Raw genomic sequence first — 23619 nt, 5'->3', positions numbered from 1 at the left:
TATGATGATCGCTGTAATGGCCCTGGCTATGGCCTATTGTACCGCCTATGCCATCAAACTGGTCCAGGATGGTTGCTGGCGCCCCGCAGTACCCTTCGGATTTATGGCCCTTTCGATCTTTGGCGTTTGGGTTTATGGAATGTTTGTGCTATAAATCCTTGCTGCGTTGAAAGAGCCGCTGGAGGGTATCTTTGGCTTCTTGGCGCAAGGTATGCTCGGCTTCAAGGTTCACGGTAAAGACGCCGTCCTCTGATCGATCTACCACCGCGCCTTCATGGGCGCGGCCGTTGATCTGATCCGGCGAGAGTAGCAGTCTGTCGCCATTCTCTCCCAGCAATAAAAATTGACCGTTTTCTTGGCGGTCGACGATATAGCGCATTCTGGTTCCTCCTACGGCTTTATGGAAAAGAGAGCCTTTTTGATCTATTGCACTTTTATTGAAAGCGCATTGGGTTGTATGCTAAAATAATACCACCAACAGGAATTGAGGAAAAGTGTTGTCAAAAGACTATACGGAAGAAAATCTAGCAAAGCTCTATGAGTTGGAAATCGAGCGGGATAAGCTGGAGCAGCTTGCCGATGAGAAGTTGTCAAGGGGAGAGAGCCTTTCCTCCCCTGAGCTGGTGCAGCAAAACGCGGTGGTGCTGTCTAGAATTGATCTTTCGGATCTGGCTGGGATGGCTGATGCCACGGAAGAGCCGGAGGAGAAGCCTAGGAGGACACGAAAGAGCCCAAAAAAATAATTTGATAAGGCAGGCATACATCTTTTGAGCATTTGGGAGTTTTTAGGGAATATCTTTTCACGGTTCAGCATCCTGGACTTGGTGGATATCGCCCTGGTGACGGTACTGATCTATTATATTCTGAAGCTTGCTTCCCGCACCCGCGCAATGCAGGTGTTAAAGGGATGCGGCATCATGTTGATTGCGGCCCGGATCAGTGAATGGATTGGCCTTCAGTCCATCACCTGGGTCTTGAACTATGTGATCAATATGGGCGCGGTTTTGATCATCGTGCTGTTTCAGCCTGAACTCCGCAAGGCATTTGAGCATATTGGACGGACCAGCCAGTTTCGGGATAGCCGCAGAAGCGTCAACGAGGAGGATCTCATCAACCAGATGGTGGTATCCCTGACGAGCCTGAGCAAATCCAGGACTGGAGCGTTGATTGCTCTGGAACGGCAGGTTGCGCTGGACGACATCGCAGAAACTGGAACCGGCATTGGTGCTGAGGTATCCAATGCGCTTTTGGGTACGATATTTATGCCAGGGACGCCGCTCCATGACGGCGCGGTGATCATCCAGGATGGATACATCAAAGCAGCGGGATGCTTTTTGCCTCTGACCAATAGCGATGAACTGCCCAAGACCCTGGGGACCCGCCATCGAGCGGCGGTAGGGCTTTCCGAGGTGTCAGACAGCGTGGTGTTTGTGGTTTCAGAGGAGACGGGGACCATCTCCTGTGCGATGGAGGGGAGGCTGACCACCAACCTGGACGCCGGAGGAATTCGCGCCATTATGGAAAGCACCCAGGGCAAGCTCACAGGTTGGAGTCTTACCGACTTCTTTCGAAGGAGGAAAGCCCAATGAGCCGCTTATGGAACCGATTAAAACATAATCTTTGGCTGAAGATTGCCGCCTTGTTTTTTGCCATCCTATTGTGGAGCTTTGTGATCTCTGAGACCGATCCGGAGCGGAATCGCACCTATGGGGGCATCCCCATCGAGGTTGTAGGGGTGGCCCAACTGGACCGCAACAATCTGGCCATCAAGGGGGAGGTTGGCGCCATCTTTACCGATGCCAATGTATCCCTGTCCTTAAAGGTCAGCGAACTGGGATCCTTGGAGTCCAGCTCCGTTGGGGTGATTGCCGACGTATCCGCCATCACCGAACCGGGAAAATACTCCATTCCTCTAACAGGGCATTCTCCGGTCGGATCGGTTGTAAAGGTGATTCCGGCCTCCATTACCATAGAGGTGGAGGAAAAGGTCACCGCTCAGTTCCCTATCCAGGTGATCAAATCGGGGGATTTAACTGAAGGTCTGTATTCAACCGATCCCATTGTAACCCCTCAATATCTGGAGATATCGGGAGCGGCGTCCGATGTAGCCGCCATTCGTAACGTGGTGATTCGGCTGGACGAAACCGGTCTAACCTCCAGTTACGCCGCGCGCCTGCCGGCGGAGCTATTGGGAGAAGGGGGCGAAACCATCAGCTATAAGCGCTTTTTCTCGGATCAGCCTACCGCTGAGGTCAATATGGAGATATTGCCAACCAAGAAGCTTCCCATCGACACCAGCTCCATTTTGGAAGATGCCGATGCCGTGGCCCAGGGCTATCGTGTGGCAGGGGTCAGCATTTCCCCTGCGGAGGTGGAAGTGGCTGCACCGGCTCAGGTACTGGCCGGTTTAACCAAAATTTCGGTGGAGAAGGTTCGGATTCAAGGTGCCAATCAGAGTATGGAGCTGACTACCCAAATTATTCTTCCCAAGGACGTGGTTAGCGCTGGCGCTAGGGAGGTCACCGTAAAGGTGGAGATCACGGCAGCAGAATAGCGGAGTCGTCATCCGGGGAGGGGGGAAACCCCGTCCCCGGCTTTTTATGGAGGAATTGTATGCTGTATGAGATTCGGGGGATATCCCTGACGCCGGATCAGGATCCCGGCCTGCTTCGAAGCCTAGCTGCAAAGAAGGCGGGGTTGGATCCCTCCGCCATCCGGAAGCTCTGGATCCGCCGCCGGTCCATCGATGCGCGGCGGGGCCGGGTATCGTTGGTCTATGCGCTGGGGCTGGAGGTGGTGGATTCCCGTCCTCGCGGGGAAGCGTTCCCCATTCCGGAACCGGAGCCGGACCATTTTCTTCGCGGCGAGGGATTGTTATCCGGCCCCATTGTTGTGGTGGGAGCTGGCCCCTGCGGATTGATGGCGGCCCATACTCTTGCGGAGGAGGGATACCCGGTGCTGCTTCTGGAGCGGGGCTGTCGGATGGGAGAACGGGATATCCATACCAATGGTTTTCTGTCAGGCGGTTCTTTGGATCCTGACAGCAATGTTCTCTTCGGCGAAGGTGGAGCGGGAGCTTATTCCGACGGCAAGCTAACCGCTCGAAACCGGGATATTGCCGGCCGCCGCGCATTGGAGCTTTTGATGCGGTACGGGGCAGGAGAAGAGATTGGCTATGATGCCAAGCCCCATATCGGGACGGATCGGCTCAAAGGGGTGATCTCCGCATTGACCGACGGCATCCAAAGCCTGGGAGGACGAGTGCTGTTTGGTGCAAAGCTCACCGGAATTTTGGAAGCAGGCGGGGAGATCGCCTCCCTGAGCTTTCAGTGGAAGGGGCAGACCGAAACCCTCCAGCCGGGCGCGGTGGTGCTGGCGACTGGTCACAGCGCGAGGGATACCTATCGGATGCTCCATAGCCTAGGGGTGCCCCTTATGCCTAAGCCCTTTGCGGTAGGGGCACGGATTGAACACCACCAGTCCATGGTGGATGGGGTCCAGTATGGGGCTTACGCGGGGCATCCCCGTCTAGGCGCTGCCGAGTACGCCCTTACCGCGCGGGGCGGGGATAGAGGGGTATATACCTTTTGCATGTGCCCTGGTGGACAGGTGATTCCCAGCGTCAGCGATCCTGGCCTGCTGTGTGTCAACGGGATGAGCTATCATGCCCGGGACGGGGAAAACGCCAATTCCGCGCTCATCGTTCAGGTATCCCCCAAGGATTACCCTCCCGGTCCCCTGGGCGGCGTGGTCTTCCAGGAGGAGATGGAGCGCCAGGCATATAACGTGACCAACTCCTATGCTGCTCCGACCCAGCGGGTGGAGGACTTTTTGCGCCGGCGCCCTACCCGGCGCCTGGGAGCGGTAAAGCCCACCTATCCCTTGGGTCAGGCATTCTGCAGCCTAGATGACGTTCTACCGGACTATGTGTGCCGTAGTTTGCGAGAGGCGCTGCCTCATCTGGGGAGAAAATTGCGGGGGTTTGACAGCCCAGACGCCGTTTTTACCGGGGTGGAAAGCCGAACCAGCGCTCCGGTGCGGATCCTGCGAAACGATGATGGGACAAGCCCCTACGCCCATAACCTCTACCCGGCAGGGGAGGGCTCGGGCTATGCTGGAGGCATTGTCAGCGCAGGAGCGGACGGCATCCGAGCCGCCAGGAAGATCATGGCCAGGTTTGCATCTTCTTCCCGTGGCTTTACAGGAAAAGCGGCTTCGTTTATAATGATGGCAAGAGGAAGGGGGTAATTCCATGAATCGTCCCAAAGAAAAGAAGCGCAAATACAGCGCCGGGGAGGTCTTGGTATGCCTCATCGCTCTGCTGGTAGCTCTTTTGATGAGCCGGTTTATGCCTGTAAAATGGGGGATTGCCAAGCAGATGGAGGACGAACGGAACGCCGCTACCGCCTCTCCGACCGTCACCGTTACGCCGGAACCCACCCCGGCGGAGGAAGCCAGCCCCACGCCCGCTCCGGAGGGGGCGCAGGGGGAATAACAACATCAGCTGCGCGGCGGTATTCCGCCGCTTTTTTATTAGGAGGAATGCCCATGGAGCGGCGGATCACCGTCTTTTGCGGGAATTTTGGATCAGGAAAAACCGAGCTCGCCTATGCCTATTCCAAGGCGTTGCGGCAGGGTGGAGAACCGGTTACGCTGGTGGATTTGGATCTAGTCAACCCGTATTTCACATCGGGAAATCAACGAAGCGCCCTTGTGGAACAGGGGATCCGGGTGATTGCTCCCCAGTACCTGGGGGGCGATGTACCCTCCATTCCCCCGGAGGTGTTCTCCGCGTTTAGCGGCTCAGGACGGGTGGTGTTCGACCTAGGAGGCGATCCCATCGGCGCTGTGGCCATGGGCTCCTTGGCTCCGCGGCTGGAGGCAGCTGGGGGAGCGGAGGTTTTGTTTGTGCTGAACCCCTACCGTCCTTTGGTCCGGGACGCCCAGTCCGCCCATGACCTAATGCGTGAGATCCAGGAGCAGAGCCACCTTCCATGCACCGCCATTATCAACAACGCCAACCTGGGAGCTGAGACAAAAAAAGAGCATCTGATGGCGGGGGACGCCGCGGCAAAGGAACTGGGAAAGCTGGCTGGATTACCGGTGACCCATTTTGGCGCCACCCTGGAGTTGCTGCGGGAATTGACGCCGGGGGAGGTTTCAGGAACCCCCATTTTGGTGGAGGGAATCAACCGCCCGGAATGGCTTGTCTAACCATTGACATGCTTTTTGATGGTGCTATAATAAATCAAATATCTTCTTTATTTTTATTTTTATGAAAGGGTGGAGGTGGCGTCAGTGCCAGGAGCATACATCGACGCGAACGTATGCAAGGGCTGCGGATTGTGCGTAACCGCGTGTCCCAAAAAGATCATTCAGATCGATGAGAAAACCATCAATATCAAAGGCTATGCGCCGGCCCATGTGGTGGACCAGGAGGCCTGTGTTGCCTGTGGCGCCTGTTATGCCATGTGCCCGGACTGTGCCATTACGGTAGAAAGGTAGGGTGAACTATGGCAAAGGTGTTGATGAAGGGGAACGAGGCCATCGCAGAAGCGGCGATTTTGGCTGGATGCCGGTATTATTTCGGCTATCCTATCACGCCCCAGAATGAGATTCCAGAATATATGTCCCGGCGGATGCCCCAGGTGGGCGGCGTCTTTCTGCAGGCAGAAAGTGAGCTTGCGGCCATCAATATGGTATATGGCGCAGCGGGCTGTGGCAAGCGGGTGATGACCAGCAGCAGCTCTCCGGGGATCAGCTTGAAGCAGGAGGGGCTGAGCTATATCGCGGGTGCGGAGCTGCCCTGCGTGGTGGTAAACATGGTACGGGGAGGCCCGGGCCTGGGAGGCATTCAGCCCGCCCAGAGCGATTACTATCAGGCCACCCGGGGCGGAGGGCATGGGGACTACCGCATGGTGGTCTACACCCCCAGCACCGTTCAGGAGGCCGCCGAGATGGTGGTAAAGGCCTTTGATGTGGCGGATCGGTACCGCATTGGCGTGATGATCCTGGGGGACGGTATGATTGGGCAGATCATGGAGCCGGTGGATCTGGAGGCCATCGATCCCGGATACCAGGAGGTGAAAAAGCCCTGGGCCACCACTGGTATGGACAGCAAAAATGGTGTTCGTAGCGTGGTCAATTCCCTCTATATCAATCCGGACGAACTGGAGGAGGTCTGCCACCGGCTGGAGGCAAAGTACGAGGTGATCTCCGCCTTTGAGACCGATTATGAGTCCTACATGGTGGAGGACGCCGATCTTCTTCTGGTAGCCTACGGCACCACCGCCCGCATCTGCAAGAGCGCGGTGGCAAAGGCCCGGGAGGAGGGGATCAAGCTGGGGCTTTTGCGGCCCAAGACGGTATGGCCCTTCCCCTACGACGCCCTTTCCATGGCGGCGGAGGGCAAGAAAGCCGTCATCAGCGTGGAGATGAGCCTAGGCCAGATGGTGGACGACGTCCGCATCGCGGTAAACGGCAAATGCCCGGTGTATTTTACCGGACGGACGGGCGGGGTCATTCCCACCCCCAAGGAGATTCTGAACTTTGTAAAGGAGGTGGGCTAAATGGCCGCTTTTGAAAAACCCAAGGCCTTGACGGATGCACCCTTCCATTACTGCCCTGGCTGTACCCATGGGATCGCCCACCGGCTGGTGGCCGAGGCCATCGATGAGCTGGGCATTCAGGGCAAGACCATCGGCATTGCGCCGGTGGGCTGCGCCGTGTTCGCCTACAATTACTTTAACTGTGATATGCAGGAGGCCTCCCACGGCCGTGCGCCTGCGGTAGCCACCGGGATCAAGCGAGCCCTGCCGGACCGGGTGGTGTTCAGCTACCAGGGGGACGGCGATCTGGCCAGCATCGGCGCCGCGGAGATCGTCTCCGCTGCTGCAAGGGGAGAGAAGATCACTGTGATCTTCATCAACAACGCCATCTACGGCATGACCGGCGGCCAAATGGCCCCCACCACCCTTTTGGGCCAGAAGACCACCACCTCCCCCTACGGGCGGAATCAGGATATCCAAGGCTATCCCATTCGCATGGTGGAGATGCTGTCCCAGCTGGATGGCGTGGCCTACGCCGAGCGAGTTTCCATGCACAATTATCCCAACGTGCTGAAGGCAAAGAAGGCTGTGAAGAAGGCCTTTGAAACCCAGCTCGCCGGAAAGGGCTTCGCCATTGTGGAACTGCTTTCCTCCTGTCCCACTAACTGGGGAAAATCCCCAGTAGAAGCCCTCAAGTTCATTGAGGAAGAGATGATCCCCCAGTATCCTCTGGGCGTCTATAAGGAGGTGTAACCATGGAACATCGTATCGTGGTTGCGGGATTCGGCGGCCAAGGGGTTTTGCTCATTGGCCAGGTGCTCTGCTATGCGGGGATGGCCGAGGGGAAGAACGTCTCCTGGCTGCCCAGCTACGGCCCCGAGATGCGGGGCGGCACCGCCAGCTGCAGCGTCATCGTCTCCGATGGAGAGATCGCCAGCCCCCTGGTTACCGAGCCGGAAAAGCTTATCGTGATGAACCTGCCCTCCTTTAGCAAGTATGAGCCCCTGGTGGAAAAGGGCGGTACCATCTACGTCAACAGCAGCCTGATTGAGCTGAAGTCGGAGCGGGAGGACATCCAAAAGCGCTATGTCCCCTGTAACGAGGCCGCCATCGCCGTCGGCAATGGCCGGGCCGCCAATATGGCCATGCTGGGCGCCTTTTTGGCGGATACCGGCGTGGTATCCCTGGACAGCGCCATGAAGGCTCTGGCCAAGATCTTCGGCGAGCGCCGCGCCCATCTGCTTCCCGTCAACGAGGAGGCCATGAAAAAGGGCGCCGAGATGATGGTAAAAGGCTAAACGCAAAAAAGAGAGCCCCTTGGGGTTCTTTTTTTTGCGCAAAAGGGGATTCGTAGGCATTCAAATGGAAAAGGGCTTGCATTTTTTCGCCCTTTCCCATAGGGTAGAAGCGAGAAATCCCAGAGGAAGGGGAACCGCTATGCTGAACGACCTCCACGTCCATACCGCCTTTTCCGCCGATTCCGACACCCCCCTTGCCGCCTATTGCCAGCGGGCGGTGGAGCTGGGGATGGGCTGCGTCTGCTTTACCGACCATCTGGACTGCCATCCCCTGGACTCGGGCTGCGGCTATTACGACCCCCAGGCTTATTTTGAGGCCATTGAAACGGTCCGGGAGCAATACGGCGGCCGGATCCGCATCCTGGCGGGGGTGGAGTTCGCCGAGCCCCACCTCCATCCCGATCTGCTTCGGGAGTATCAAACCTATCCCTATGATTTCATCATCGGCAGCATTCATTGGGTAGGAGACCTGTTTCCCAGCCGGATGCAACGGGAGGGTATTCCCTCCATGGCCTATACCGACGGTTACTTCCGAGAGGTCTATTGCGCCGTTCGCCACGGCGGGTTCCAGAGCCTGGGGCATTTGGATTTCCCCAAGCGGTATTTCGGGAAAAGCCCCTTGGATACGGGGCTCATAGAGGACATCTTTCGCCTGATGGCGGAGCGGGAGATCCTGCTGGAGATCAACACCTCCGCTCTCCGTAAAGGGCTCCGGGAGCCCATGCCCAGCCGGGAACTCCTGCGGATGTACCGGGATGCCGGCAACCGGGACGTAACCATTGGCTCCGACGCCCATTTTGTGGAGGACCTGGCGGCGGATAACCAGGTGGCCCAGGCGTTGATCCAGGAGCTGGGGCTCCGGGAAGTGGTGTTCCTTCAAAAACAACGGGTGCCGGTGCAGGACCTTTAATCCAAGGCCCATCCAGATGCTGGATGGGCTTTTTTTATTGGGAAAACGCCCCAATAAGAGGGGATTTTTGCGGGAGCGTGCGCTAGAATACGCCCCGATCATCCCGGATAAGATAGAAAAGGAAGGAATCATAAAATCCGCCTTAGAATCCCCCAGGCCGCCCTCCAGGGCCCCGGGAGATTGTTACAGGTTTTCACAAAGTATGGTATACTTTGAAGAAAAGGAGGCGAACAAATTTGCCGCTGTTTTCGGATATCAACACCTGGGCGGTCATCTGCCTGCTGGCCGGGCTGGTCCTCATGGTGGTGGAGATCTTCACCCCGGGCTTTGGCCTGGCGGGAGGCTCTGGGCTGGTTCTCATGGCCGCCGCCATCATTCTCCAGGCCAAGAGCATCCTGGAGGCCCTGATTCTCACCGCTATCATCCTGGTGATTTTGGGCATTGCCTTTGCCATCGCGGTACGGTCCGCCCAGCGGGGGAGGCTGGCCAACTCCCCTATCATCCTAAAGGATGCCATCACCGGCCAGGAGCCCCAGAAGGGAAGCCTGTTGGGGAAGACCGGCAGGACCGTCACCCCTCTGCGCCCCGCCGGCACCGCCGAGATCGAGGGGAATCCCATCAGCGTCATCACCCAGGGAGGCTGGCTGGATGCGGATGTGGAGGTCACCGTGGTGGGCACGGACGGCGTTACCCCTGTGGTACGCCGGGCCCGGGAACCGGAACAACAATAGTCCCGAATAAAGGAGAAACACATGTCAAGTTTTTTTGCTGATTTCAACATCGTACCCGTGCTGATCGTAGCGGCCGTCATCATCGTATTTGCCGTCTTCTTCAGCTTTGTGCCCATCCGCCTGTGGATTTCCGCCACCGCCGCCGGGGTTAGGGTGGGCATCTTCAACCTCATCGGCATGCGGATCCGGAAGGTGTCCCCTCAGATCATCGTAAATCCCATGATCAAAGCCACCAAGGCCGGCCTGGATCTTTCCATTAACAAGCTGGAGGCCCATCATCTGGCGGGCGGCAATGTGGACCGGGTGGTCAACGCCCTGATCGCCGCCCAGCGCGCTGAGATCACCCTGGAGTTTGAACGGGCTGCCGCCATCGATCTGGCCGGCCGGGACGTCCTCACCGCTGTGCAGATGAGCGTCAACCCCAAGGTGATCGAGACCCCGGTGGTGGCCGCCATCGCCAAGGACGGCATCGAGCTGCGGGCCAAGGCCCGGGTTACCGTCCGGGCCAACATCGACCGCCTGGTGGGCGGCGCCGGAGAGGAAACCATCATCGCCCGGGTGGGAGAGGGCATCGTCACCACCGTGGGTTCCGCCGATAGCCATAAGGCTGTGCTGGAAAACCCCGATCTGATCTCCCGTACCGTCTTGGCCAAGGGCCTGGACGCCGGGACCGCCTTTGAGATTCTCTCCATCGACATCGCAGATGTGGACGTGGGCCGGAACATCGGCGCCCAGCTTCAGATGGACCAGGCCGAGGCCGACCGGCGCATTGCCCAGGCCAAGGCCGAGGAGCGCCGGGCCATGGCTGTGGCCAAGGAGCAGGAGATGAAGGCCGCCGTCCAGGAGATGCAGGCCAAGGTGGTGGAAGCCCAGGCCCAGGTTCCCCTGGCCATGGCGGAGGCTTTCCGGGCCGGAAACCTTGGGGTTATGGATTACTACAACATGCAGAACATCCAGGCCGATACCACCATGCGCAAGCAGATCGCCGGAGATGCCGGCCAGCAGGACGGCTAATGGAAAGGACGTGACGCCATGCCCATGATTGGAGCCCTAGCGGGGATCCTTCCCGTCTTGATTATCCTCTTGGTGGTGGCGGTATCCGTTAGCGCCAGGGGAAAGCAGCGGCGCGCGTCCCATGTGGATTGGCACCGGATTCTGGAGGAGATCACCCAGGATGATGGCGAATCCTTTCCGGAGGAGGGTAGCGCCTTTCCGGATGCCGAAGCTCCGGGGGCGGATGCCATTCGCGCCTGGGCAGGGACAGCGCCTGAGCCCGCGTTTGCCGTCCAAACCAAATTGGAGGCGGCCTATGAGGAGGAGGGTATGGGCCAGCATACCGCCCAGGGTGGGGAAGAGCGCCATGCCACCCGCCCAGCCTGGATGGAGCCCACCTCCCTGGAGAAAGACCGCAGAAGCGCCATCGACCTTAATCGGATGCGTGAAGCGGTGATCTTATCGGAGATCATCCGCCCGCCGCTCTCCAAGCGCCGCCGGGAACGGATTTAGCGCCCCATAGAAAAGAAAAAAGCCGGGAGTTGCCTCCCGGCTTTTTTGCGCTTTTTGAGACTTATGGGGCCAATTCCGGCCAATTTGGGCCAAGAAGGGCCTTCTTGGCCCAATGGGAATCCTGCATCAGAGCTCTGCCGACGCCGATGAGATCGGCCTTGCCGTTTTGCAGCAGTTCCTTCGCGGCCTGGACGTCGGTGATGCCCCCTGTCAGGATCACTGGGATGGAGACGGTCTCCTTGATGGCCTGGGTAATCTCCCCAAAATAGCCCTGTTCTGGAGCGCCCTCTGGCCGGCGGTAGCCGCAGAATCCTCCGGAGATGTCCAGCAGGGCGACTCCGGCCCGCTCAAACTCCTGGGCCGCCTGTACGCTGTCCTGGATGGTGGCGCCTCCCTCTATGTAATCGCAAGCCCCCAGCCGCAGGGCGATGGGGTAGTTCTGGCCAACCTGGGCCCGTACCGCTTGGATAACCTCCAGATGTAGCCGGATACGCCCTGAAAGGCTGTTTCCGGCGTAATCGTCCCTTCGATGGTTGGTGAGGGGGGAATAGTATTGATTTAGTAGATATCCGTGAGCGGAGTGGATTTCTACTCCATCGAATCCCGCCGCCTTGGCCCGCGCCGCCGCTTTGGCAAATTGCTCTACCACCCGGCGGATGTCCGCCTGGGTCATCTCCTGTGGAAGCATAGGGGAATCGGTCTTTTGATTGGGCATCTTTACAGCGCTGGCGCTGATGCTTTTATGGCCGGTTACTTCGGATTTTGCCTGCCCTCCGGCGTGGTTGATCTGTGCAATCGCTTTGGAACCATTCTGGTGGATGGCTGACGCAATCCGGCGCAGGCCCGGGATGTCATCATCCTGCGCGATGGATACCTGGTTCCGGCTGGCCTTGCCCTCCGGGCTGATATAGCTATGCTCGGTGATCACCAACCCAATACAGCCTCCCTGGGTTTTCTCCAGATAGTAGTCCACAAGGGCTTGGGTGACGCGCCCTTCCTCATCGGCCTTGGCGGTGGCCATAGGAGGCATCACCAAACGATTATGAAGGCGCAGCGATCCGATTTCCATGGGGGTGGTCAAATGTTTCATGAGCGTCCTCCTTCTTTATGGGGTTATTCTACCACAAACGCCCCAGCCGGCAACTCGTTTTTTTTGAAGCCATTTATGGGCTGTACCATCCCGCTCCTTCCGGCTATAATAAGGCGGGAGGTGGCTTATGCAGTCCGTAATTCCAATTATTGCTGGAATCCTGGGAGGGGCGCTGTTTCTCTTGGCGTTGATCCCCGCCTGGATTCAAGGTTGGCGGTATACCTTTTTGGAACGGGCACCCAAAAGCCTGGTGGCGGGGACTCCCCACCCGGGCAATGCCCTTCGGCTTTTGGGGTGGATGCTGGCGGGTAGCCTTTTCATCTACGCCACGGCTTACCTGGCCGGCCGGGGGGATTTTTATAATGCCCTGGTGAAAGCCGATGCCCTCCACTATATCGAGATCGCGAAAAACGGTTATACCAACCTGGGGGAGACCCGGTACTTTCTGGTGTTTTTTCCGCTGTTTCCCTATGCCATGAAGGCCATGACCTATCTGACGGGCAGCTATCTTCTTTCGGCAATTCTCCTGAACAACGGATTTCTTTACGGTGCCATGTGGTATCTATACCGCATGGGATGCCGCTATTATGGCCGGGGAACGGCTTTTCGGGCGGCAAAATACATAAGCCTATTTCCCCTGGCCCTGTTTTTCCGCAATCCCTATACGGAGAGCCTCTTTTTACTGCTATCGGTGGCTTCCATCTATTATGCCATGGAAGGAAAACTGCCGTTGTCCGGGATTTTGGGGCTACTGTGCGCCCTATGCCGGTCCACTGGCGTGATCCTGATGCTCCCCATATTCATGGAGGGGATCCGTTCCTGGCGCATGGGGGAGATTCCCCTTTACCAGGCGGTTCTATGGACCCTTCTGCCCCTCGTGGGAACCGGGGCCTATCTTTACCTCAACTATGCTGTGGCGGGAAACCCGTTCCAGTTTCTGACCTATCAGAAGGAGCATTGGTACAACGGGTTTGCCTCCTATCCCCACAGCCTGGTTACCACCACCCGCCATTTGCTACAGAACGCGGAGGCCGCCCTAACCCCCTTTTGGATTACCCAGCTTGTGGCCATCCTGCTGTTTGGCGGGCTGCTGGCCACGGGGGGACGGAAGCTACATCCCACCCATTTTGCCTATGCCGTCGCGGGATTCTATCTCATGCTGTCCCAAACCTGGCTGCTGTCGGGCGCCCGCTATCTTATGGGACTGGCCCTTCCCTTTTATATCCTGGGCCGTTGGGCGGAAAAGCCGTTGGTGGATTCCGCCGTCACCTTATTGAGCGTTCTGGGGCTGTTTGCCATCACCTGGCTGTTTGCTTCGGGCATTCCCATCTACTAGGAGGGAAATAACCATGGAGGAGAAGACCAACGTAATGCGTATGCTGGACCAGAAAAAGATTCCCTACCGAGCCCATTACTATGGCGCGGGGGAGGCTCTGGCCGGCATCCAGGTGGCCCAACTGCTGGGGGAGGACCCGGCCCGGGTGTTCAAAACCCTGGTGACGGTGGGCCATTCCCGGCGAAACTATGTGTTTGTGATTCCCGTTGGGGAGGAATTGGATCTGAAAAAGGCGGCGCGGACGGTGGGGGAGAAGGCGATCGAGATGGTGAAGTCCAAGGATCTGTTGTCGCTGACAGGCTATGTCCATGGAGGATGCTCGCCCATCGGCATGAAGAAGCCCTTTCCTACCACTCTTCATGAGAGCGCACGGGCCTTTGACGCCATCCTGTTCAGTGCAGGGCGTATTGGCGCCCAGGTGGAGGTATCGCCGGAGGATCTGAAAAGGATGGTCAACTACCGTTTTGCAGACCTGATCAAATAAAAAAGCCGCCCATTGGGCGGCTTTTTTGCTGGCTTTATCGATCAGGCGAAGCAGACGTTCACTGCCCGAAGCTTGCGGCTGTTTTTGGGGTCGGTCTCCGTGTCGTATGTAACCTTCTGGCCTTCTTGCAGGGATTTGAACCCATCGGCCTGGATGGCGGAAAAGTGCACAAACACATCGTCGCCGCCGTTGTCGTTGGAGATAAAGCCGAAGCCCTTCGCCTCATTGAACCATTTTACAGTACCGTTATTCATAACCAGTACCTCCTAAAAGATGTTATTCAAAATCGTGCATATAAAAACCGCTGGCGCAAGTCAAAATGAAATTGACTTACGGCCAGCGGCAATCAATGTACATTTAGAATACGATTTCACTATACACTGCCGGCGAAGGAATAGCAAGCATTGTTTTTGCGGAAATCTGCCGATTGTAAGGGGATGATGGAAACTGCCTCCATCAACCCTCAAAGGGGAAGGGAAGATTTGCCGCCCGATAGATCTGCCGCAATACGTTGATGGTGCCGTTTTTGATGGGGCTCTTTTCCATGGCGGCGGCCATTTCTCCGCGCCGGCGGTAGACGTCGTGAATGGCGCTGATAAGGCTTTCAGGGGTCAAATCCTTCTGCTCCAGCATCACCCCATAGTTCATGGACTGAAAGTATCTCGCGTTGAGGATCTGATCCCCCCGGCTGACCTCCTTGGGGAGAGGAATCAGCACCGAGGGCTTCATGAGGCACAGCAGCTCAAAGATGGTATTAGCACCCGCCCGCCCGATCATCAGATCGCAGAGAGCAAAATAGTCGGCCAGCTCGGCATCCACGTATTCAAATTGCTTGTAGCCCTGTTGCGTGAGGCTGGGGTTTAAATTCCCCTTGCCCCGCACGTGGATGACATTGTACTCCATGAGGATGGCGCCGAGGGCCTCCTCAAGCGCGGCGTTGACGGCGGCGCTGCCCTGGCTGCCCCCCATAAAGAGCAGCACGGGCTTCTGGTCAAATCCCAGGGCTGTCCGGGCTCTGGCAGCGTTGCCGTGGGTGATCTCGTCCCGGATGGGCGATCCAGTCCATACGGCCTTGTCCCCGGCGATGCCCAGCTCCTTGGGATCGAAACTGGTGCAGATGACGGATGCTTTGGGGGCGCTAAGCTTGTTGGCAAGACCTGCGGTATAGTCGCTTTCATGAAGGACAACCGGCACTCCGGCGGATTTGGCGCCGAATACCACCGGCACCGATACAAATCCGCCTTTGCTGAACAGCACCCGGGGCTTTAACTCCCGTAGAATCCGCTTGCTCTGGCCCATGCCGCGGATGACCTTAAAGGGATCGGTAAAGTTCTTCCAGGTAAAATACCGGCGGAACCGGCCGCTCTGGATGGGATGATAGGCCACCCCTTCCACTTGTTCGATGAGCTTTCGCTCGATGCCTTCCTCGGTGCCCAGATAGTGGATTTCCCATCCGTCCCGGAGCAGATAGGGTACCAGCGCAATATTGGGGGTTACGTGGCCGGCTGTTCCGCCGCCGGTCAGAACGATTCGTTTTTTCATGAAATGACCGCCATTCCTGGTTAAAATGCAACCACCATTCTACCATAGATGATAGGGCACCGGCACCCCCAATATGCATCCGTGCGGAATTTTTTGTCCGGTTTGTTTTTCAAAAGAAAAGAACGGCTCCATTTTCTGGAACCGCTCCTGGCCGGCTGAGCCTGTGCCCTTATTGCAATCACTTTTTGATTGCATCTTTATTGCCCAATCAACGCCGTGCCATTGGCTGCATAGCCGTTTTATCTCCGCCACATGGGAGCGCCTACTAGGCGCCTGGCTTGACCACAGGGCCGGCCTTGGTATCCTCCACCACATAGCCCAGGGCGGTGATCTGATCCCTGAGAGCATCGGCGGCGGCGAAGTCCCGGGCGGCACGGGCGGCTTGGCGTTGCTCCGCCAGATCCAGCACCTCCTGGGGAATGGGAGCCTCGGCCTTGAGCTGGATACCCAGCACGTGGAGCAGCTCCTCCAAAAGCCCTTTGGCGGCGGCCGAACCCTCCGCGGAACCACCGTCCACGAACACCGTGTTGGCCTCCCGCACCAGATCAAAGATTACGCCCAACGCATCGGCGGTGTTGAGGTCGTCGTCCATAGCGGCTTTGAACCGATCCCGGTACTGGGGCAGGGACGCTGTAAACGCCGTCTCCCGGGGAGCTTCTCCCCAGGGCGCGTCCGCGATTCGGGAGAGAAGGTCATGGGCGTTGCGTATGCGGCTGAGCGCCGCCTCTGCCTGGACGATCAAATCCCGGCTGTAGTTGATGGGGCTCCGGTAGTGGACTGAGAGCATGAACAGCCGCACCGCCATGAGGTCGAACTCGGTGGAGATGTCCCGGATGGTGAAGAAGTTGTTTAAGGACTTGCTCATCTTCCGGTTGTCCACGTTGATGTACCCATTGTGGAGCCAATACCGGGCAAAGGGCTTGCCAGTGGCTCCCTCCGATTGGGCGATCTCGTTGTCGTGATGGGGGAAGATCAAGTCCTGGCCCCCGGTGTGGATGTCAAAAGTCTCCCCAAGGTATTTCATGCTCATGGCGCTGCACTCCACATGCCAGCCCGGCCGGCCCTTGCCCCAGGGGGAATCCCAGCTGGGCTCGCCGGGCTTAGCGGCCTTCCACAGGGCGAAGTCCATGGGGTCCCGCTTGATCTCAGCCACGTCCACCCGGGCGCCAGCCTCCAGCTCATCCAGGTTCTGGCCCGACAGCTTGGCATACCCCGGAAACTCCTTGGCAGCGTAGTAAACGTCCCCTTGGCTTTCGTAAGCCAGGCCGTTTTGAATGAGCTTTTCGATAAGGGCGATGATCTCCCCAATGTGCTCGGTTGCAAGGGGGGCTACCGTAGGCCGCTCTACGTTGAGGCCGTCGGCGTCCACATAGTATTCCCGAATAAACCGGTCCGCCAGCTCCTTGACGGTGATACCCAATTCGTTTGCCTTGTTGATCATCTTGTCATCGATATCGGTAAAGTTCTGGACCCGGGTTACGTCGTAGCCCAGGTATTCAAAGTACCGGCGCAGGGTATCAAAGACGATGAACGGCCGGGCGTTGCCCAGGTGAAAGTAGTTGTATACGGTGGGCCCGCAGGAATACATGCCCACCTTGCCGGGGGTGATGGGAACGAACTCCTCTTTTTTACGGGTCATGGTGTTATAGAGTTTCATGGGAATCCTCCTCCTTTGTCATCTGTTGTATGATGCCCTCCAAGGCTTCGATGCGGCTTCGCAGCTCGGCCATCTCCCCGCGGACGGGGTCGGGCAGGTGTACCTGATCCAGATTGGGCTTTTTATATTCGCATTCCTCCATATCGCACTCGGCACAGGAGCCGATGGGCCGGCCGTGAGGACAGGCGCTGCGGCGGACGATGCGCCCGGGCACGCCCACCACGGTGCAGTAGGGGGGGACCTCCTCCAGCACCACGGCTCCGGCTCCTATTTTACTGCCCCGGCCCACGGTAAAGGGCCCTAGGATCTTGGCGCCGGCCGCCACCACCACGTCGTCTTCGATGGTGGGGTGCCGCTTGCCGGTATCCTTGCCGGTGCCGCCCAGGGTGGCACCCTGATAGATGGTAACGTTGTTGCCGATGACGGCGGTTTCCCCAATGACCACCCCGGAGGCGTGGTCGATGAACAGCCCGCTCCCGATCTTCGCGGCGGGATGAATGTCCACGCCGGTGAAGAAGCGGTTTAGGGCGGCGATGAACCGAGGCAGAAACCGGAGCCCCATGCGGTATAGAGCATGAGCCCGGCGATGCCACCGGATGGCATGAAAGCCGGGGTAGCACATGAAGATTTCAAAGCCGTTCCGGGCGGCGGGATCCCGCTCCTTTACAGCTCTAATATCGTTTCTCAGATTGCGTAGATACATCCCTTTATCCCACCAAAATAAAAATAACCGCCTCCTAAGAGACGGTGATGACCGCGGTTCCACTCCCGTTGAGGCGGGCAAACGCCCGAGCCTCCCCTTGACGCCGTAACGTGGCGAGCGTCCTTCCACTCATGCGGAAGGCGGCTCCTGCGGCGCAACTTCACGGTTCCCTCACAGCGGACGGGCTTTCAGCCGGTGGCCCATCCTCTCTTGGCCGGAGCTGGAACGGCTACTAACCGCGATCCAAGCCTTTTCTTTTTTCTCATTATAGCATGTTCGTCAAATCGGTCAACGGCTCTTTTCACTAGGATATGCAGAACCGTATATTCCCGTGCATCCCAATCCATCCTTGTGATGCTGATTTGCACTGGACAACTTCGCCGGATATACGCATATGCGTATATAACGCAGGAGAGAATTCTCTAAAATTTTTTAGAGGAGTGTCCCATGCAAATTAAGGAAGCTATTGTTCTGCGCTTTCAGCAGATATGCAAAGAACGAAACATTGCGTATAATTATTTGGCTCGATAGGCGGGAATTCCGCCGCCTACCGTTTACAGTATGATGGATGATAGCCGGAGAGATTTGTCGGTCTGCGTATACGCAAGTGCGTATACGCAGACGCGGATAGCTCTCTACAATTTTTTTTGAAGGAGCATCCTATGCAGGTAAAAGAGGCTATCGTTTTACGTTTTCAACAGATATGTCGGGAACGCAATATCGCATACAATGACCTGGCGCGGCGGGCTGGGGTATCCCCATCCACCGTTTACAGCATGATGGACGATGGCCGCAGGGATTTGTCCGTCATTACGGTCAAAAAGCTATGCGATGGTTTGGATATGGGGCTTGCGGAGTTTTTTGACGCCGCCATATTCGATCATCTTGACCAAGAGATCAAATAAAAAGGCCCCCAAGGGGCTTTTTTCGTGTATACTAATACGAATCAAAGAATGTTCCAATCCTAGGAGGAATGGGCCTATGAAATGGCTGATGCGGGTTCTTTCCGCCCTTGCAGGGGTGGCGGTTACCATCGCTCTTTTGCTTACCGTGATCCGGGGAGTGGCCCTGGACCAAGATCACTACCTGGATCAATACCGGAAAAACGGTACGGCGGCGGCTATCGGCACCGATGAAGCCGGGCTTTCCGTCATTACCGATAACCTGATCCAGTACCTCTCCGGCAAAACCGACACCCTCTCCGCTCAGGTGGAGATCGACGGCCAGACCCGGGAGTTCTACAACCAGCGGGAGCGGGATCACATGGTGGATGTCCAGCGGGTGATGAACACCGCCAACACCTTGTCCTATGCGCTGTACGCCTTTACCCTTATCGTGCTGGCGGCGGCGTTGTTCCTGCCGGAAAAATGGCGGATCAATCCCTTTCTGCCCCTTTTAATCGGCATGGGCCTGGGGATTCTCGCCCTGGCGGCCCTGGGCTGCTACGCCTACTTTGACTTTAGCGGTTTCTGGACCGCCTTCCATGGAGCGCTGTTCCGTAATGATCTGTGGATTCTAAACCCCGCCACCGATTATCTCATCCGTCTGGTGCCCGAGCCCTTCTTCTTTGCCACCTGCATGAAGATCGTGGTGCAGTGGGGCCTGGTGCTGGCAGCGGCCTTTGTGGCCGTCATCGTCACCCGGATCATGGGTAGGAAAAAGATGCGGTTGAAGATCTTTCGGGAGGAAAGCGGGGAGGAAGCATGAGCTATCGGGAAAAAGCCCAGGCCCGGGCGGAAGCCCTTCTTAGCCGAGGCCAAGGTTACGTGCTGGCCGTTGAATCCTCCTGTGATGAGACCGCCGCCGCCGTTGTGGACCTCAATCAGCGGGTTTACAGTAACGTGGTGGCCTCCTCCGCCAAGGTGTTTGAGGCCTATGGCGGCGTGGTGCCGGAGATCGCTTCCCGCAAGCATATGGAGCTGCTGCCCCATGTGGTGGAAAAGGCCCTTTGCGACGCGGGCCTTACCCTTGACGACATCGATTGCGTCGCCGGTACCATGGGCCCTGGCCTGGTGGGAGCCCTCCTCTGCGGCCTAAGCTACGCCAAAGCCCTGGCCTTTGGCCGGGATCTGCCCTTTATCGGGGTGAACCATATGGAGGGTCATATCGCCGCCAACCAGCTGGAGGGCCCCATGGACTATCCCCATATCTGCCTGACGGTGTCGGGAGGCCATACGCAGCTTTTGTATGCCCAGGACCCGGTAACCTTCTATCAAATGGGCCAGACGGTGGACGACGCGGCGGGAGAGGCCTTTGACAAGGCCGCGCGCGCTTTGGATCTGCCGTACCCCGGCGGGCCCAATCTGGAGCGCTTGGCTCGGGAGGGGGATGAGAACGCCTACGCTTTTACCCGGCCCAAGCTGAAACGCCCCATGGACTTCTCCTTTTCCGGCATCAAGACGGCGGTCATCAATCTGCTCCATACGGCGGAGCAGCGGGGAGAGAAGATCAACCGGGCCGATGTGGCCGCCTCTTTCCAAAAGGCCGTGGTGGGGATGCTGCTTCACAATGCCTTTGCCGCTTGCCGGGAGATGGATGTCCATACCCTGGCCATCTGCGGCGGGGTGGCGGCCAACGGCTATCTTCAGAACCGGGCTGCTGCTGAGGCTGGGGCACTGGGGATCAAGCTCTATTTGCCCTCTCGGGCCATGTGTACCGATAACGCCGCCATGATCGGGGCGGCGGCGGTCAACCGTATCAAAAACCGGCAGTTTATGGGGCTGTCCACCAATGCGGTTCCGGGATTGAAGCTCCAGTATATGCAGGACGCCCTGCATATATGAAGGGTAATTTTTATACCAAAAAGTAGGGCGAATTTTACATACATATCCGTATATTCATTTTGCACGGCTGTGGAAAACCCAGGACAAACTAATGGAAATTGGGGCCACGCCCTGTGGATAACTCTGTGGACAGTGTGCATAAGCTGTTGCATATACAGGGATTTCCCCCAAATAATACAAAATGTAACATGGATTTAACTCCATTTTCATGCAAGAAGCATGAAACTTCTTTCCCCAACATACCAATGCAAATGATAGGATTTTTGGGGGAGAGGATATCCATGAAAAACTGGCGAGAGAAAAAAGGGGTTGTTTTGGGAGGATGCATTTTGGCGGCGCTACTGGCGGTTCCGGTGATGCTGTGCGGCCTGACCCTTACGGCGGAGGGCAGCACCCCCAAGGTGATCATCGACCCGGGTCATGGCGGGTTCGATCCCGGGGCCATCGGGGTCACCGGCACCCATGAGGACGACCTCAACCTTGCGGTATCGGAATTCTTGCGGGATGAGCTTCAGGATCGAGGGGTAGAGGTGGAGATGACCCGCACCGACGGCAACGCCATCTCCAACACCAAGACCAACGATATGTACACCCGGCGGAACCTCATCAGCAAGAGCGGTGCCCACTGCGCCATCATCATCCATATGAACAGCAACCAGAACGCCAGCGTTCGGGGGCCGGTGAGCATCTATTATAGCTCCAGTGAAAACGGGGCGAAGCTGGCAAAATACATCCAAGCGGAACTGAACAGCCAGCTGAATCCCGCCAAGAAGCGGACCGCCTACGGGGAATCCTTCTTCATCCTAAAGGGGGGAAAGGCTCCCAGCGTTATTGTGGAATGCGGCTTCTTGAGCAACCGGGACGAGGAATGGCTTTTAAAGCAGGAGAGCTATCAGAAGCGGCTGGCGGTGGCCATCGCCGATGGGGTATGCAAATACCTCTACGGGGAGGACGGCCCCACCATCACCCCCGGGCCCAACCCCTATCAGAGCCCCATTCCCGATGAGATGCCCGCCTCTCCCGCGCCGGAGGAGAACCATCCGGAGGAGGGGGATTCCGTTCCCGATGACGCAGAATAGCGTAGTGTCCCGGGGGATTCTATGATAAAATAGGGTATCCCTTGGGGCGCGCCCCTGAAAGGAGATAAGCCATGGAGCAGAACCAAGCGCCTCTCTGCGACAGGGGCCAGATTCAGATGCTGGCGTACGCCTATATGGGGGACGCCCTTTACGATGCCTTCGTTCGGGACAGGCTGATCCGCCGCCACCCGGGGGAGACGGCCCACCAGCTCCATCTCCGGGCGGTTCGGGTGGTCCGGTGTGGAGCCCAGGCAAAGACGGCCCTTGGCATTCTGGATTCCCTGACCCCGCAGGAGCGGGATATTTTTCGCCGGGGACGGAACGCCAAATCGGCCACGGTGCCCAAAAATGCCGACGTGGGCGAATACCGGTTGGCCACCGGCTTTGAGGCCCTCTTGGGCTACCTGCATTTGCACGGAAACGGGGAGAGGCTCCAGGAGATATTGGCACTGTGCGAGGCACAGGGATGGGAGGACGAATAAAAATGGGTAGAGTTGCGTTGCGGGTGGAGCTGGTGTCCCACACCATGGATCCCCAGCAGAATGTGGCCCTGGGGGCAAAGCTGTGCTATTCCGGCGCCGATGTGGACGAGCTGAAAAAAGGGGTAGAGGCCCGGGATCAGGCGAAGTTTATCCAGGTATTGATGGATATGGGGCATCTGTCCCCGGTGGAGCACGCCAGCTTCACCTTTGCCATTGAAGGGGTTTCCCGATCCCTTCTAGCCCAGATCACCCGCCATCGGATTGCCAGCTTTTCGGTTCAATCCCAGCGGTATGTGGATATGGCCCATGAGGAGGGCTGCTTTGATTATATCCTGCCTCCGGCCATCGAAGCGCTGGGGGAGGATGCGGTGGAGGCGTTCCATCAGCAGATGATGACCATCCAGGGCTGGTATAACGACTGGCAGAAGAAGCTGGGCGGCAAGGGGGAGAGCAGCAATGAGGACGCTCGCTTTGTGCTGCCCAACGCCGCCGGCACCAAGATGCTGGTGACCATGAACGCTCGGGAATTGATCCATTTCTTCTCCCTTCGGTGCTGCAACCGGGCCCAGTGGGAAATACGCGCCCTTAGCTGGGAGATGCTGCGCTTAGCTAGAAAGGCGGCGCCAGCCCTCTTCTGCAACGCGGGCCCCGGATGTCTTTCCGGTCCCTGCCCCGAGGGCAAGAAATCCTGTGGTCGGATGGAAGAGGTCCGGCGCCGGGCACAGGAGCTGAGATGATATGGCGCAGGAGTATATCTATGGCATCAACCCCGTAAAGGAGGCCCTTGCCGCCGGCCGGGAGTTTGAAAAGCTCTATGTGACCAAGTCCTCCCAGGCCGTGAGCCGCCTGGCCGCCAGAGTGCGGCAGATCGGCGCGCCGGTGATCCAGGTGGACGAGCGCCGCTTGGATCAGATCATCGGGGAAAAGGTGGTTCATCAGGGCATCTGCGCCCTTTTGAGCGAGATCCCATTTGTGGAGGTGGAGGAGATCCTGGCCATGGCCCGGGAACGGGAGGAAGCGCCCCTTCTGGTGGTGCTGGACGGCGTTCAGGACCCCCACAACCTAGGGGCCATCGCCCGGAGCGCCGAGGCCCTGGGGGCCCATGGCCTCATTTTGCCCAAGCGCCGCAGCGCGCCGGTTTCGGCTACCGCTATGAAGGCTTCTGCGGGAGCCCTCAACCATCTCCCGGTTGCAAGAGTAGGGAACCTGGCCTCCTGTCTGGATGCCCTTAAGAGGAAAGGACTCTGGATAGCGGGAGCGGATATGGGCTGCCCCGATGCCGGCAAAACCAACCTTGCCGGCCCTTTGGCCCTATGCCTGGGCGGAGAGGGGGAGGGCCTTTCTCCTCTGCTCCTGGATAAGTGCGACATCAAGGTGGGTATCCCCATGGAGGGGGCTACCAGCAGCCTTAACGTGTCGGCGGCGGCCGCCATCCTGCTCTATGAGATCGGCCAGCAGCGGAGGGGTTAG

At 57.9% G+C, this 23619-nt stretch carries 30 protein-coding genes; 24 read left to right on the top strand and 6 right to left on the bottom strand.

The features are described 5' to 3' along the window. The first annotated feature begins 1 nt into the window (after nt 1). Nucleotides 2-154, top strand: a complete 153-nt coding sequence (locus KP626_RS04680) for a hypothetical protein (protein WP_395978823.1) — start codon at nt 2-4, stop codon at nt 152-154. Here the strand turns inward: KP626_RS04680 and KP626_RS04675 are convergent. Then, nucleotides 149-379, bottom strand: a complete 231-nt coding sequence (locus KP626_RS04675) for a DUF3006 family protein (RefSeq protein WP_395978821.1) — start codon at nt 377-379, stop codon at nt 149-151. The two genes, KP626_RS04680 and KP626_RS04675, sit on opposite strands and share 6 nt — an antisense overlap. A 118-nt stretch (nt 380-497) precedes the next feature. Between KP626_RS04675 and KP626_RS04670 the strand changes: the two genes are divergently transcribed. From KP626_RS04670 to KP626_RS04605, 14 genes are all read left to right on the top strand, one after another. Beyond that, on the top strand, nt 498-743 hold the full coding sequence (locus KP626_RS04670) for a hypothetical protein (RefSeq protein WP_395978819.1): 246 nt from the start codon (nt 498-500) through the stop codon (nt 741-743). A 24-nt stretch (nt 744-767) separates the two neighbouring features. Next, nucleotides 768-1589: a diadenylate cyclase CdaA gene (gene cdaA / locus KP626_RS04665; RefSeq protein WP_395978817.1), complete on the top strand. Its 822-nt coding sequence runs from the start codon at nt 768-770 to the stop codon at nt 1587-1589. Beyond that, a complete protein-coding gene (locus KP626_RS04660; RefSeq protein WP_395978815.1) occupies nt 1586-2554 on the top strand; it encodes a YbbR-like domain-containing protein in 969 nt (322 codons plus the stop codon). The genes cdaA and KP626_RS04660 overlap by 4 nt, the downstream gene beginning before the upstream one ends. A gap of 59 nt (nt 2555-2613) precedes the next feature. Continuing rightward, the gene (locus KP626_RS04655) at nt 2614-4248 is read left to right on the top strand and encodes an FAD-dependent protein (RefSeq protein ID WP_395978813.1); all 1635 of its coding nucleotides are present in this window, start codon (nt 2614-2616) and stop codon (nt 4246-4248) included. Nucleotides 4249-4252: 4 nt separating this feature from the next. Then, nucleotides 4253-4495 carry a hypothetical protein gene (locus KP626_RS04650; protein ID WP_395978811.1) on the top strand — a complete coding sequence of 81 codons (243 nt, stop codon included), beginning with the start codon at nt 4253-4255 and terminating at the stop codon, nt 4493-4495. A gap of 53 nt (nt 4496-4548) precedes the next feature. Next, nucleotides 4549-5214 carry a hypothetical protein gene (locus KP626_RS04645; protein WP_395978809.1) on the top strand — a complete coding sequence of 222 codons (666 nt, stop codon included), beginning with the start codon at nt 4549-4551 and terminating at the stop codon, nt 5212-5214. A gap of 84 nt (nt 5215-5298) precedes the next feature. Then, nucleotides 5299-5505, top strand: coding sequence for a 4Fe-4S binding protein (locus tag KP626_RS04640; RefSeq protein WP_395978807.1), 207 nt, complete (start codon nt 5299-5301; stop codon nt 5503-5505). A gap of 8 nt (nt 5506-5513) precedes the next feature. After that, complete coding sequence (locus KP626_RS04635; RefSeq protein ID WP_395978805.1) at nt 5514-6569, top strand: 3-methyl-2-oxobutanoate dehydrogenase subunit VorB; 1056 nt, start codon at nt 5514-5516, stop codon at nt 6567-6569. After that, entirely contained in the window at nt 6570-7301 is a 732-nt protein-coding gene (locus tag KP626_RS04630; protein ID WP_395978803.1) for a thiamine pyrophosphate-dependent enzyme, read from the top strand. Between the two features lie 2 nt (nt 7302-7303). Then, nucleotides 7304-7846 (top strand): 2-oxoacid:acceptor oxidoreductase family protein, encoded by a 543-nt coding sequence (locus tag KP626_RS04625; RefSeq protein ID WP_395978801.1) that lies wholly within the window; start codon nt 7304-7306, stop codon nt 7844-7846. A 139-nt stretch (nt 7847-7985) separates the two neighbouring features. Further along, nucleotides 7986-8756 (top strand): histidinol-phosphatase HisJ family protein, encoded by a 771-nt coding sequence (locus KP626_RS04620; RefSeq protein WP_395978798.1) that lies wholly within the window; start codon nt 7986-7988, stop codon nt 8754-8756. Between the two features lie 236 nt (nt 8757-8992). After that, nucleotides 8993-9487: an NfeD family protein gene (locus tag KP626_RS04615; protein ID WP_395978796.1), complete on the top strand. Its 495-nt coding sequence runs from the start codon at nt 8993-8995 to the stop codon at nt 9485-9487. Between the two features lie 21 nt (nt 9488-9508). Continuing rightward, nucleotides 9509-10501: a flotillin-like protein FloA gene (gene floA, locus KP626_RS04610; protein ID WP_395978794.1), complete on the top strand. Its 993-nt coding sequence runs from the start codon at nt 9509-9511 to the stop codon at nt 10499-10501. A gap of 18 nt (nt 10502-10519) precedes the next feature. After that, complete coding sequence (locus KP626_RS04605; RefSeq protein WP_395978792.1) at nt 10520-10993, top strand: hypothetical protein; 474 nt, start codon at nt 10520-10522, stop codon at nt 10991-10993. 61 nt (nt 10994-11054) lie between these two features. On the opposite strand, the gene KP626_RS04600 is transcribed toward KP626_RS04605, so the two are convergent. Next, nucleotides 11055-12083 (bottom strand): NADH:flavin oxidoreductase, encoded by a 1029-nt coding sequence (locus KP626_RS04600; RefSeq protein WP_395978790.1) that lies wholly within the window; start codon nt 12081-12083, stop codon nt 11055-11057. 127 nt (nt 12084-12210) lie between these two features. Between KP626_RS04600 and KP626_RS04595 the strand changes: the two genes are divergently transcribed. Further along, entirely contained in the window at nt 12211-13419 is a 1209-nt protein-coding gene (locus KP626_RS04595) for a mannosyltransferase family protein (RefSeq protein WP_395978788.1), read from the top strand. A 13-nt stretch (nt 13420-13432) separates the two neighbouring features. After that, the gene (gene ybaK / locus KP626_RS04590) at nt 13433-13903 is read left to right on the top strand and encodes a Cys-tRNA(Pro) deacylase (RefSeq protein ID WP_395978786.1); all 471 of its coding nucleotides are present in this window, start codon (nt 13433-13435) and stop codon (nt 13901-13903) included. 41 nt (nt 13904-13944) lie between these two features. Here the strand turns inward: ybaK and KP626_RS04585 are convergent, their stop codons facing one another. The 4 genes from KP626_RS04585 to cysE all read right to left on the bottom strand — a co-directional run bounded on the left by KP626_RS04585 (nt 13945) and on the right by cysE (nt 17805). After that, nucleotides 13945-14157, bottom strand: coding sequence for a cold-shock protein (locus KP626_RS04585; protein WP_395978784.1), 213 nt, complete (start codon nt 14155-14157; stop codon nt 13945-13947). 202 nt (nt 14158-14359) lie between these two features. Next, nucleotides 14360-15445 (bottom strand): undecaprenyldiphospho-muramoylpentapeptide beta-N-acetylglucosaminyltransferase, encoded by a 1086-nt coding sequence (locus tag KP626_RS04580; RefSeq protein WP_395978782.1) that lies wholly within the window; start codon nt 15443-15445, stop codon nt 14360-14362. Between the two features lie 265 nt (nt 15446-15710). After that, nucleotides 15711-17102, bottom strand: coding sequence for a cysteine--tRNA ligase (cysS, locus tag KP626_RS04575; protein WP_395978780.1), 1392 nt, complete (start codon nt 17100-17102; stop codon nt 15711-15713). Then, nucleotides 17089-17805: a serine O-acetyltransferase gene (gene cysE / locus KP626_RS04570; protein WP_395978778.1), complete on the bottom strand. Its 717-nt coding sequence runs from the start codon at nt 17803-17805 to the stop codon at nt 17089-17091. The genes cysS and cysE overlap by 14 nt, the downstream gene beginning before the upstream one ends. A gap of 662 nt (nt 17806-18467) precedes the next feature. Here cysE and KP626_RS04565 point away from each other — a divergent pair. From KP626_RS04565 to rlmB, 7 genes are all read left to right on the top strand, one after another. Then, a complete protein-coding gene (locus KP626_RS04565; protein ID WP_395978776.1) occupies nt 18468-18710 on the top strand; it encodes a helix-turn-helix domain-containing protein in 243 nt (80 codons plus the stop codon). Between the two features lie 76 nt (nt 18711-18786). Further along, nucleotides 18787-19512, top strand: coding sequence for a TIGR01906 family membrane protein (locus tag KP626_RS04560; RefSeq protein WP_395978774.1), 726 nt, complete (start codon nt 18787-18789; stop codon nt 19510-19512). Then, nucleotides 19509-20588: a tRNA (adenosine(37)-N6)-threonylcarbamoyltransferase complex transferase subunit TsaD gene (gene tsaD / locus KP626_RS04555; RefSeq protein ID WP_395978772.1), complete on the top strand. Its 1080-nt coding sequence runs from the start codon at nt 19509-19511 to the stop codon at nt 20586-20588. Before KP626_RS04560 ends, tsaD begins: the two co-directional genes overlap by 4 nt. A gap of 281 nt (nt 20589-20869) precedes the next feature. After that, the gene (locus KP626_RS04550; RefSeq protein WP_395978770.1) at nt 20870-21667 is read left to right on the top strand and encodes an N-acetylmuramoyl-L-alanine amidase; all 798 of its coding nucleotides are present in this window, start codon (nt 20870-20872) and stop codon (nt 21665-21667) included. Nucleotides 21668-21738: 71 nt separating this feature from the next. Beyond that, nucleotides 21739-22149 (top strand): Mini-ribonuclease 3, encoded by a 411-nt coding sequence (locus KP626_RS04545; protein WP_395978768.1) that lies wholly within the window; start codon nt 21739-21741, stop codon nt 22147-22149. 2 nt (nt 22150-22151) lie between these two features. Further along, nucleotides 22152-22886, top strand: coding sequence for an FAD-dependent thymidylate synthase (gene thyX / locus KP626_RS04540; protein ID WP_395978766.1), 735 nt, complete (start codon nt 22152-22154; stop codon nt 22884-22886). A 1-nt stretch (nt 22887) separates the two neighbouring features. Continuing rightward, entirely contained in the window at nt 22888-23619 is a 732-nt protein-coding gene (gene rlmB / locus KP626_RS04535) for a 23S rRNA (guanosine(2251)-2'-O)-methyltransferase RlmB (RefSeq protein WP_395978764.1), read from the top strand.

It is taken from the genome of Christensenella sp. MSJ-20, from assembly GCF_044357945.1.
GTDB lineage: Bacteria > Bacillota > Clostridia > Christensenellales > QAND01 > QAND01.
The sequence above is the reverse complement of the archived record's forward strand: the minus strand, read 5'-3'. Positions and strand labels throughout refer to the sequence as shown.

What these genes read in the sequence shown, in the direction of transcription:
- KP626_RS04680 (WP_395978823.1), top strand. Translation starts at nt 2, where the DNA reads ATGATGATCGCTGTAATGGCCCTGGCTATGGCCTATTGTACCGCCTAT.
- KP626_RS04675 (WP_395978821.1), bottom strand. Translation starts at nt 379, where the DNA reads ATGCGCTATATCGTCGACCGCCAAGAAAACGGTCAATTTTTATTGCTG.
- KP626_RS04660 (WP_395978815.1), top strand. Translation starts at nt 1,586, where the DNA reads ATGAGCCGCTTATGGAACCGATTAAAACATAATCTTTGGCTGAAGATT.
- KP626_RS04655 (WP_395978813.1), top strand. Translation starts at nt 2,614, where the DNA reads ATGCTGTATGAGATTCGGGGGATATCCCTGACGCCGGATCAGGATCCC.
- KP626_RS04650 (WP_395978811.1), top strand. Translation starts at nt 4,253, where the DNA reads ATGAATCGTCCCAAAGAAAAGAAGCGCAAATACAGCGCCGGGGAGGTC.
- KP626_RS04645 (WP_395978809.1), top strand. Translation starts at nt 4,549, where the DNA reads ATGGAGCGGCGGATCACCGTCTTTTGCGGGAATTTTGGATCAGGAAAA.
- KP626_RS04635 (WP_395978805.1), top strand. Translation starts at nt 5,514, where the DNA reads ATGGCAAAGGTGTTGATGAAGGGGAACGAGGCCATCGCAGAAGCGGCG.
- KP626_RS04630 (WP_395978803.1), top strand. Translation starts at nt 6,570, where the DNA reads ATGGCCGCTTTTGAAAAACCCAAGGCCTTGACGGATGCACCCTTCCAT.
- KP626_RS04625 (WP_395978801.1), top strand. Translation starts at nt 7,304, where the DNA reads ATGGAACATCGTATCGTGGTTGCGGGATTCGGCGGCCAAGGGGTTTTG.
- KP626_RS04620 (WP_395978798.1), top strand. Translation starts at nt 7,986, where the DNA reads ATGCTGAACGACCTCCACGTCCATACCGCCTTTTCCGCCGATTCCGAC.
- floA (WP_395978794.1), top strand. Translation starts at nt 9,509, where the DNA reads ATGTCAAGTTTTTTTGCTGATTTCAACATCGTACCCGTGCTGATCGTA.
- KP626_RS04605 (WP_395978792.1), top strand. Translation starts at nt 10,520, where the DNA reads ATGCCCATGATTGGAGCCCTAGCGGGGATCCTTCCCGTCTTGATTATC.
- KP626_RS04600 (WP_395978790.1), bottom strand. Translation starts at nt 12,083, where the DNA reads ATGAAACATTTGACCACCCCCATGGAAATCGGATCGCTGCGCCTTCAT.
- KP626_RS04595 (WP_395978788.1), top strand. Translation starts at nt 12,211, where the DNA reads ATGCAGTCCGTAATTCCAATTATTGCTGGAATCCTGGGAGGGGCGCTG.
- ybaK (WP_395978786.1), top strand. Translation starts at nt 13,433, where the DNA reads ATGGAGGAGAAGACCAACGTAATGCGTATGCTGGACCAGAAAAAGATT.
- KP626_RS04585 (WP_395978784.1), bottom strand. Translation starts at nt 14,157, where the DNA reads ATGAATAACGGTACTGTAAAATGGTTCAATGAGGCGAAGGGCTTCGGC.
- KP626_RS04580 (WP_395978782.1), bottom strand. Translation starts at nt 15,445, where the DNA reads ATGAAAAAACGAATCGTTCTGACCGGCGGCGGAACAGCCGGCCACGTA.
- cysS (WP_395978780.1), bottom strand. Translation starts at nt 17,102, where the DNA reads ATGAAACTCTATAACACCATGACCCGTAAAAAAGAGGAGTTCGTTCCC.
- cysE (WP_395978778.1), bottom strand. Translation starts at nt 17,805, where the DNA reads ATGTATCTACGCAATCTGAGAAACGATATTAGAGCTGTAAAGGAGCGG.
- KP626_RS04565 (WP_395978776.1), top strand. Translation starts at nt 18,468, where the DNA reads ATGCAGGTAAAAGAGGCTATCGTTTTACGTTTTCAACAGATATGTCGG.
- KP626_RS04560 (WP_395978774.1), top strand. Translation starts at nt 18,787, where the DNA reads ATGAAATGGCTGATGCGGGTTCTTTCCGCCCTTGCAGGGGTGGCGGTT.
- tsaD (WP_395978772.1), top strand. Translation starts at nt 19,509, where the DNA reads ATGAGCTATCGGGAAAAAGCCCAGGCCCGGGCGGAAGCCCTTCTTAGC.
- KP626_RS04550 (WP_395978770.1), top strand. Translation starts at nt 20,870, where the DNA reads ATGAAAAACTGGCGAGAGAAAAAAGGGGTTGTTTTGGGAGGATGCATT.
- KP626_RS04545 (WP_395978768.1), top strand. Translation starts at nt 21,739, where the DNA reads ATGGAGCAGAACCAAGCGCCTCTCTGCGACAGGGGCCAGATTCAGATG.
- thyX (WP_395978766.1), top strand. Translation starts at nt 22,152, where the DNA reads ATGGGTAGAGTTGCGTTGCGGGTGGAGCTGGTGTCCCACACCATGGAT.
- rlmB (WP_395978764.1), top strand. Translation starts at nt 22,888, where the DNA reads ATGGCGCAGGAGTATATCTATGGCATCAACCCCGTAAAGGAGGCCCTT.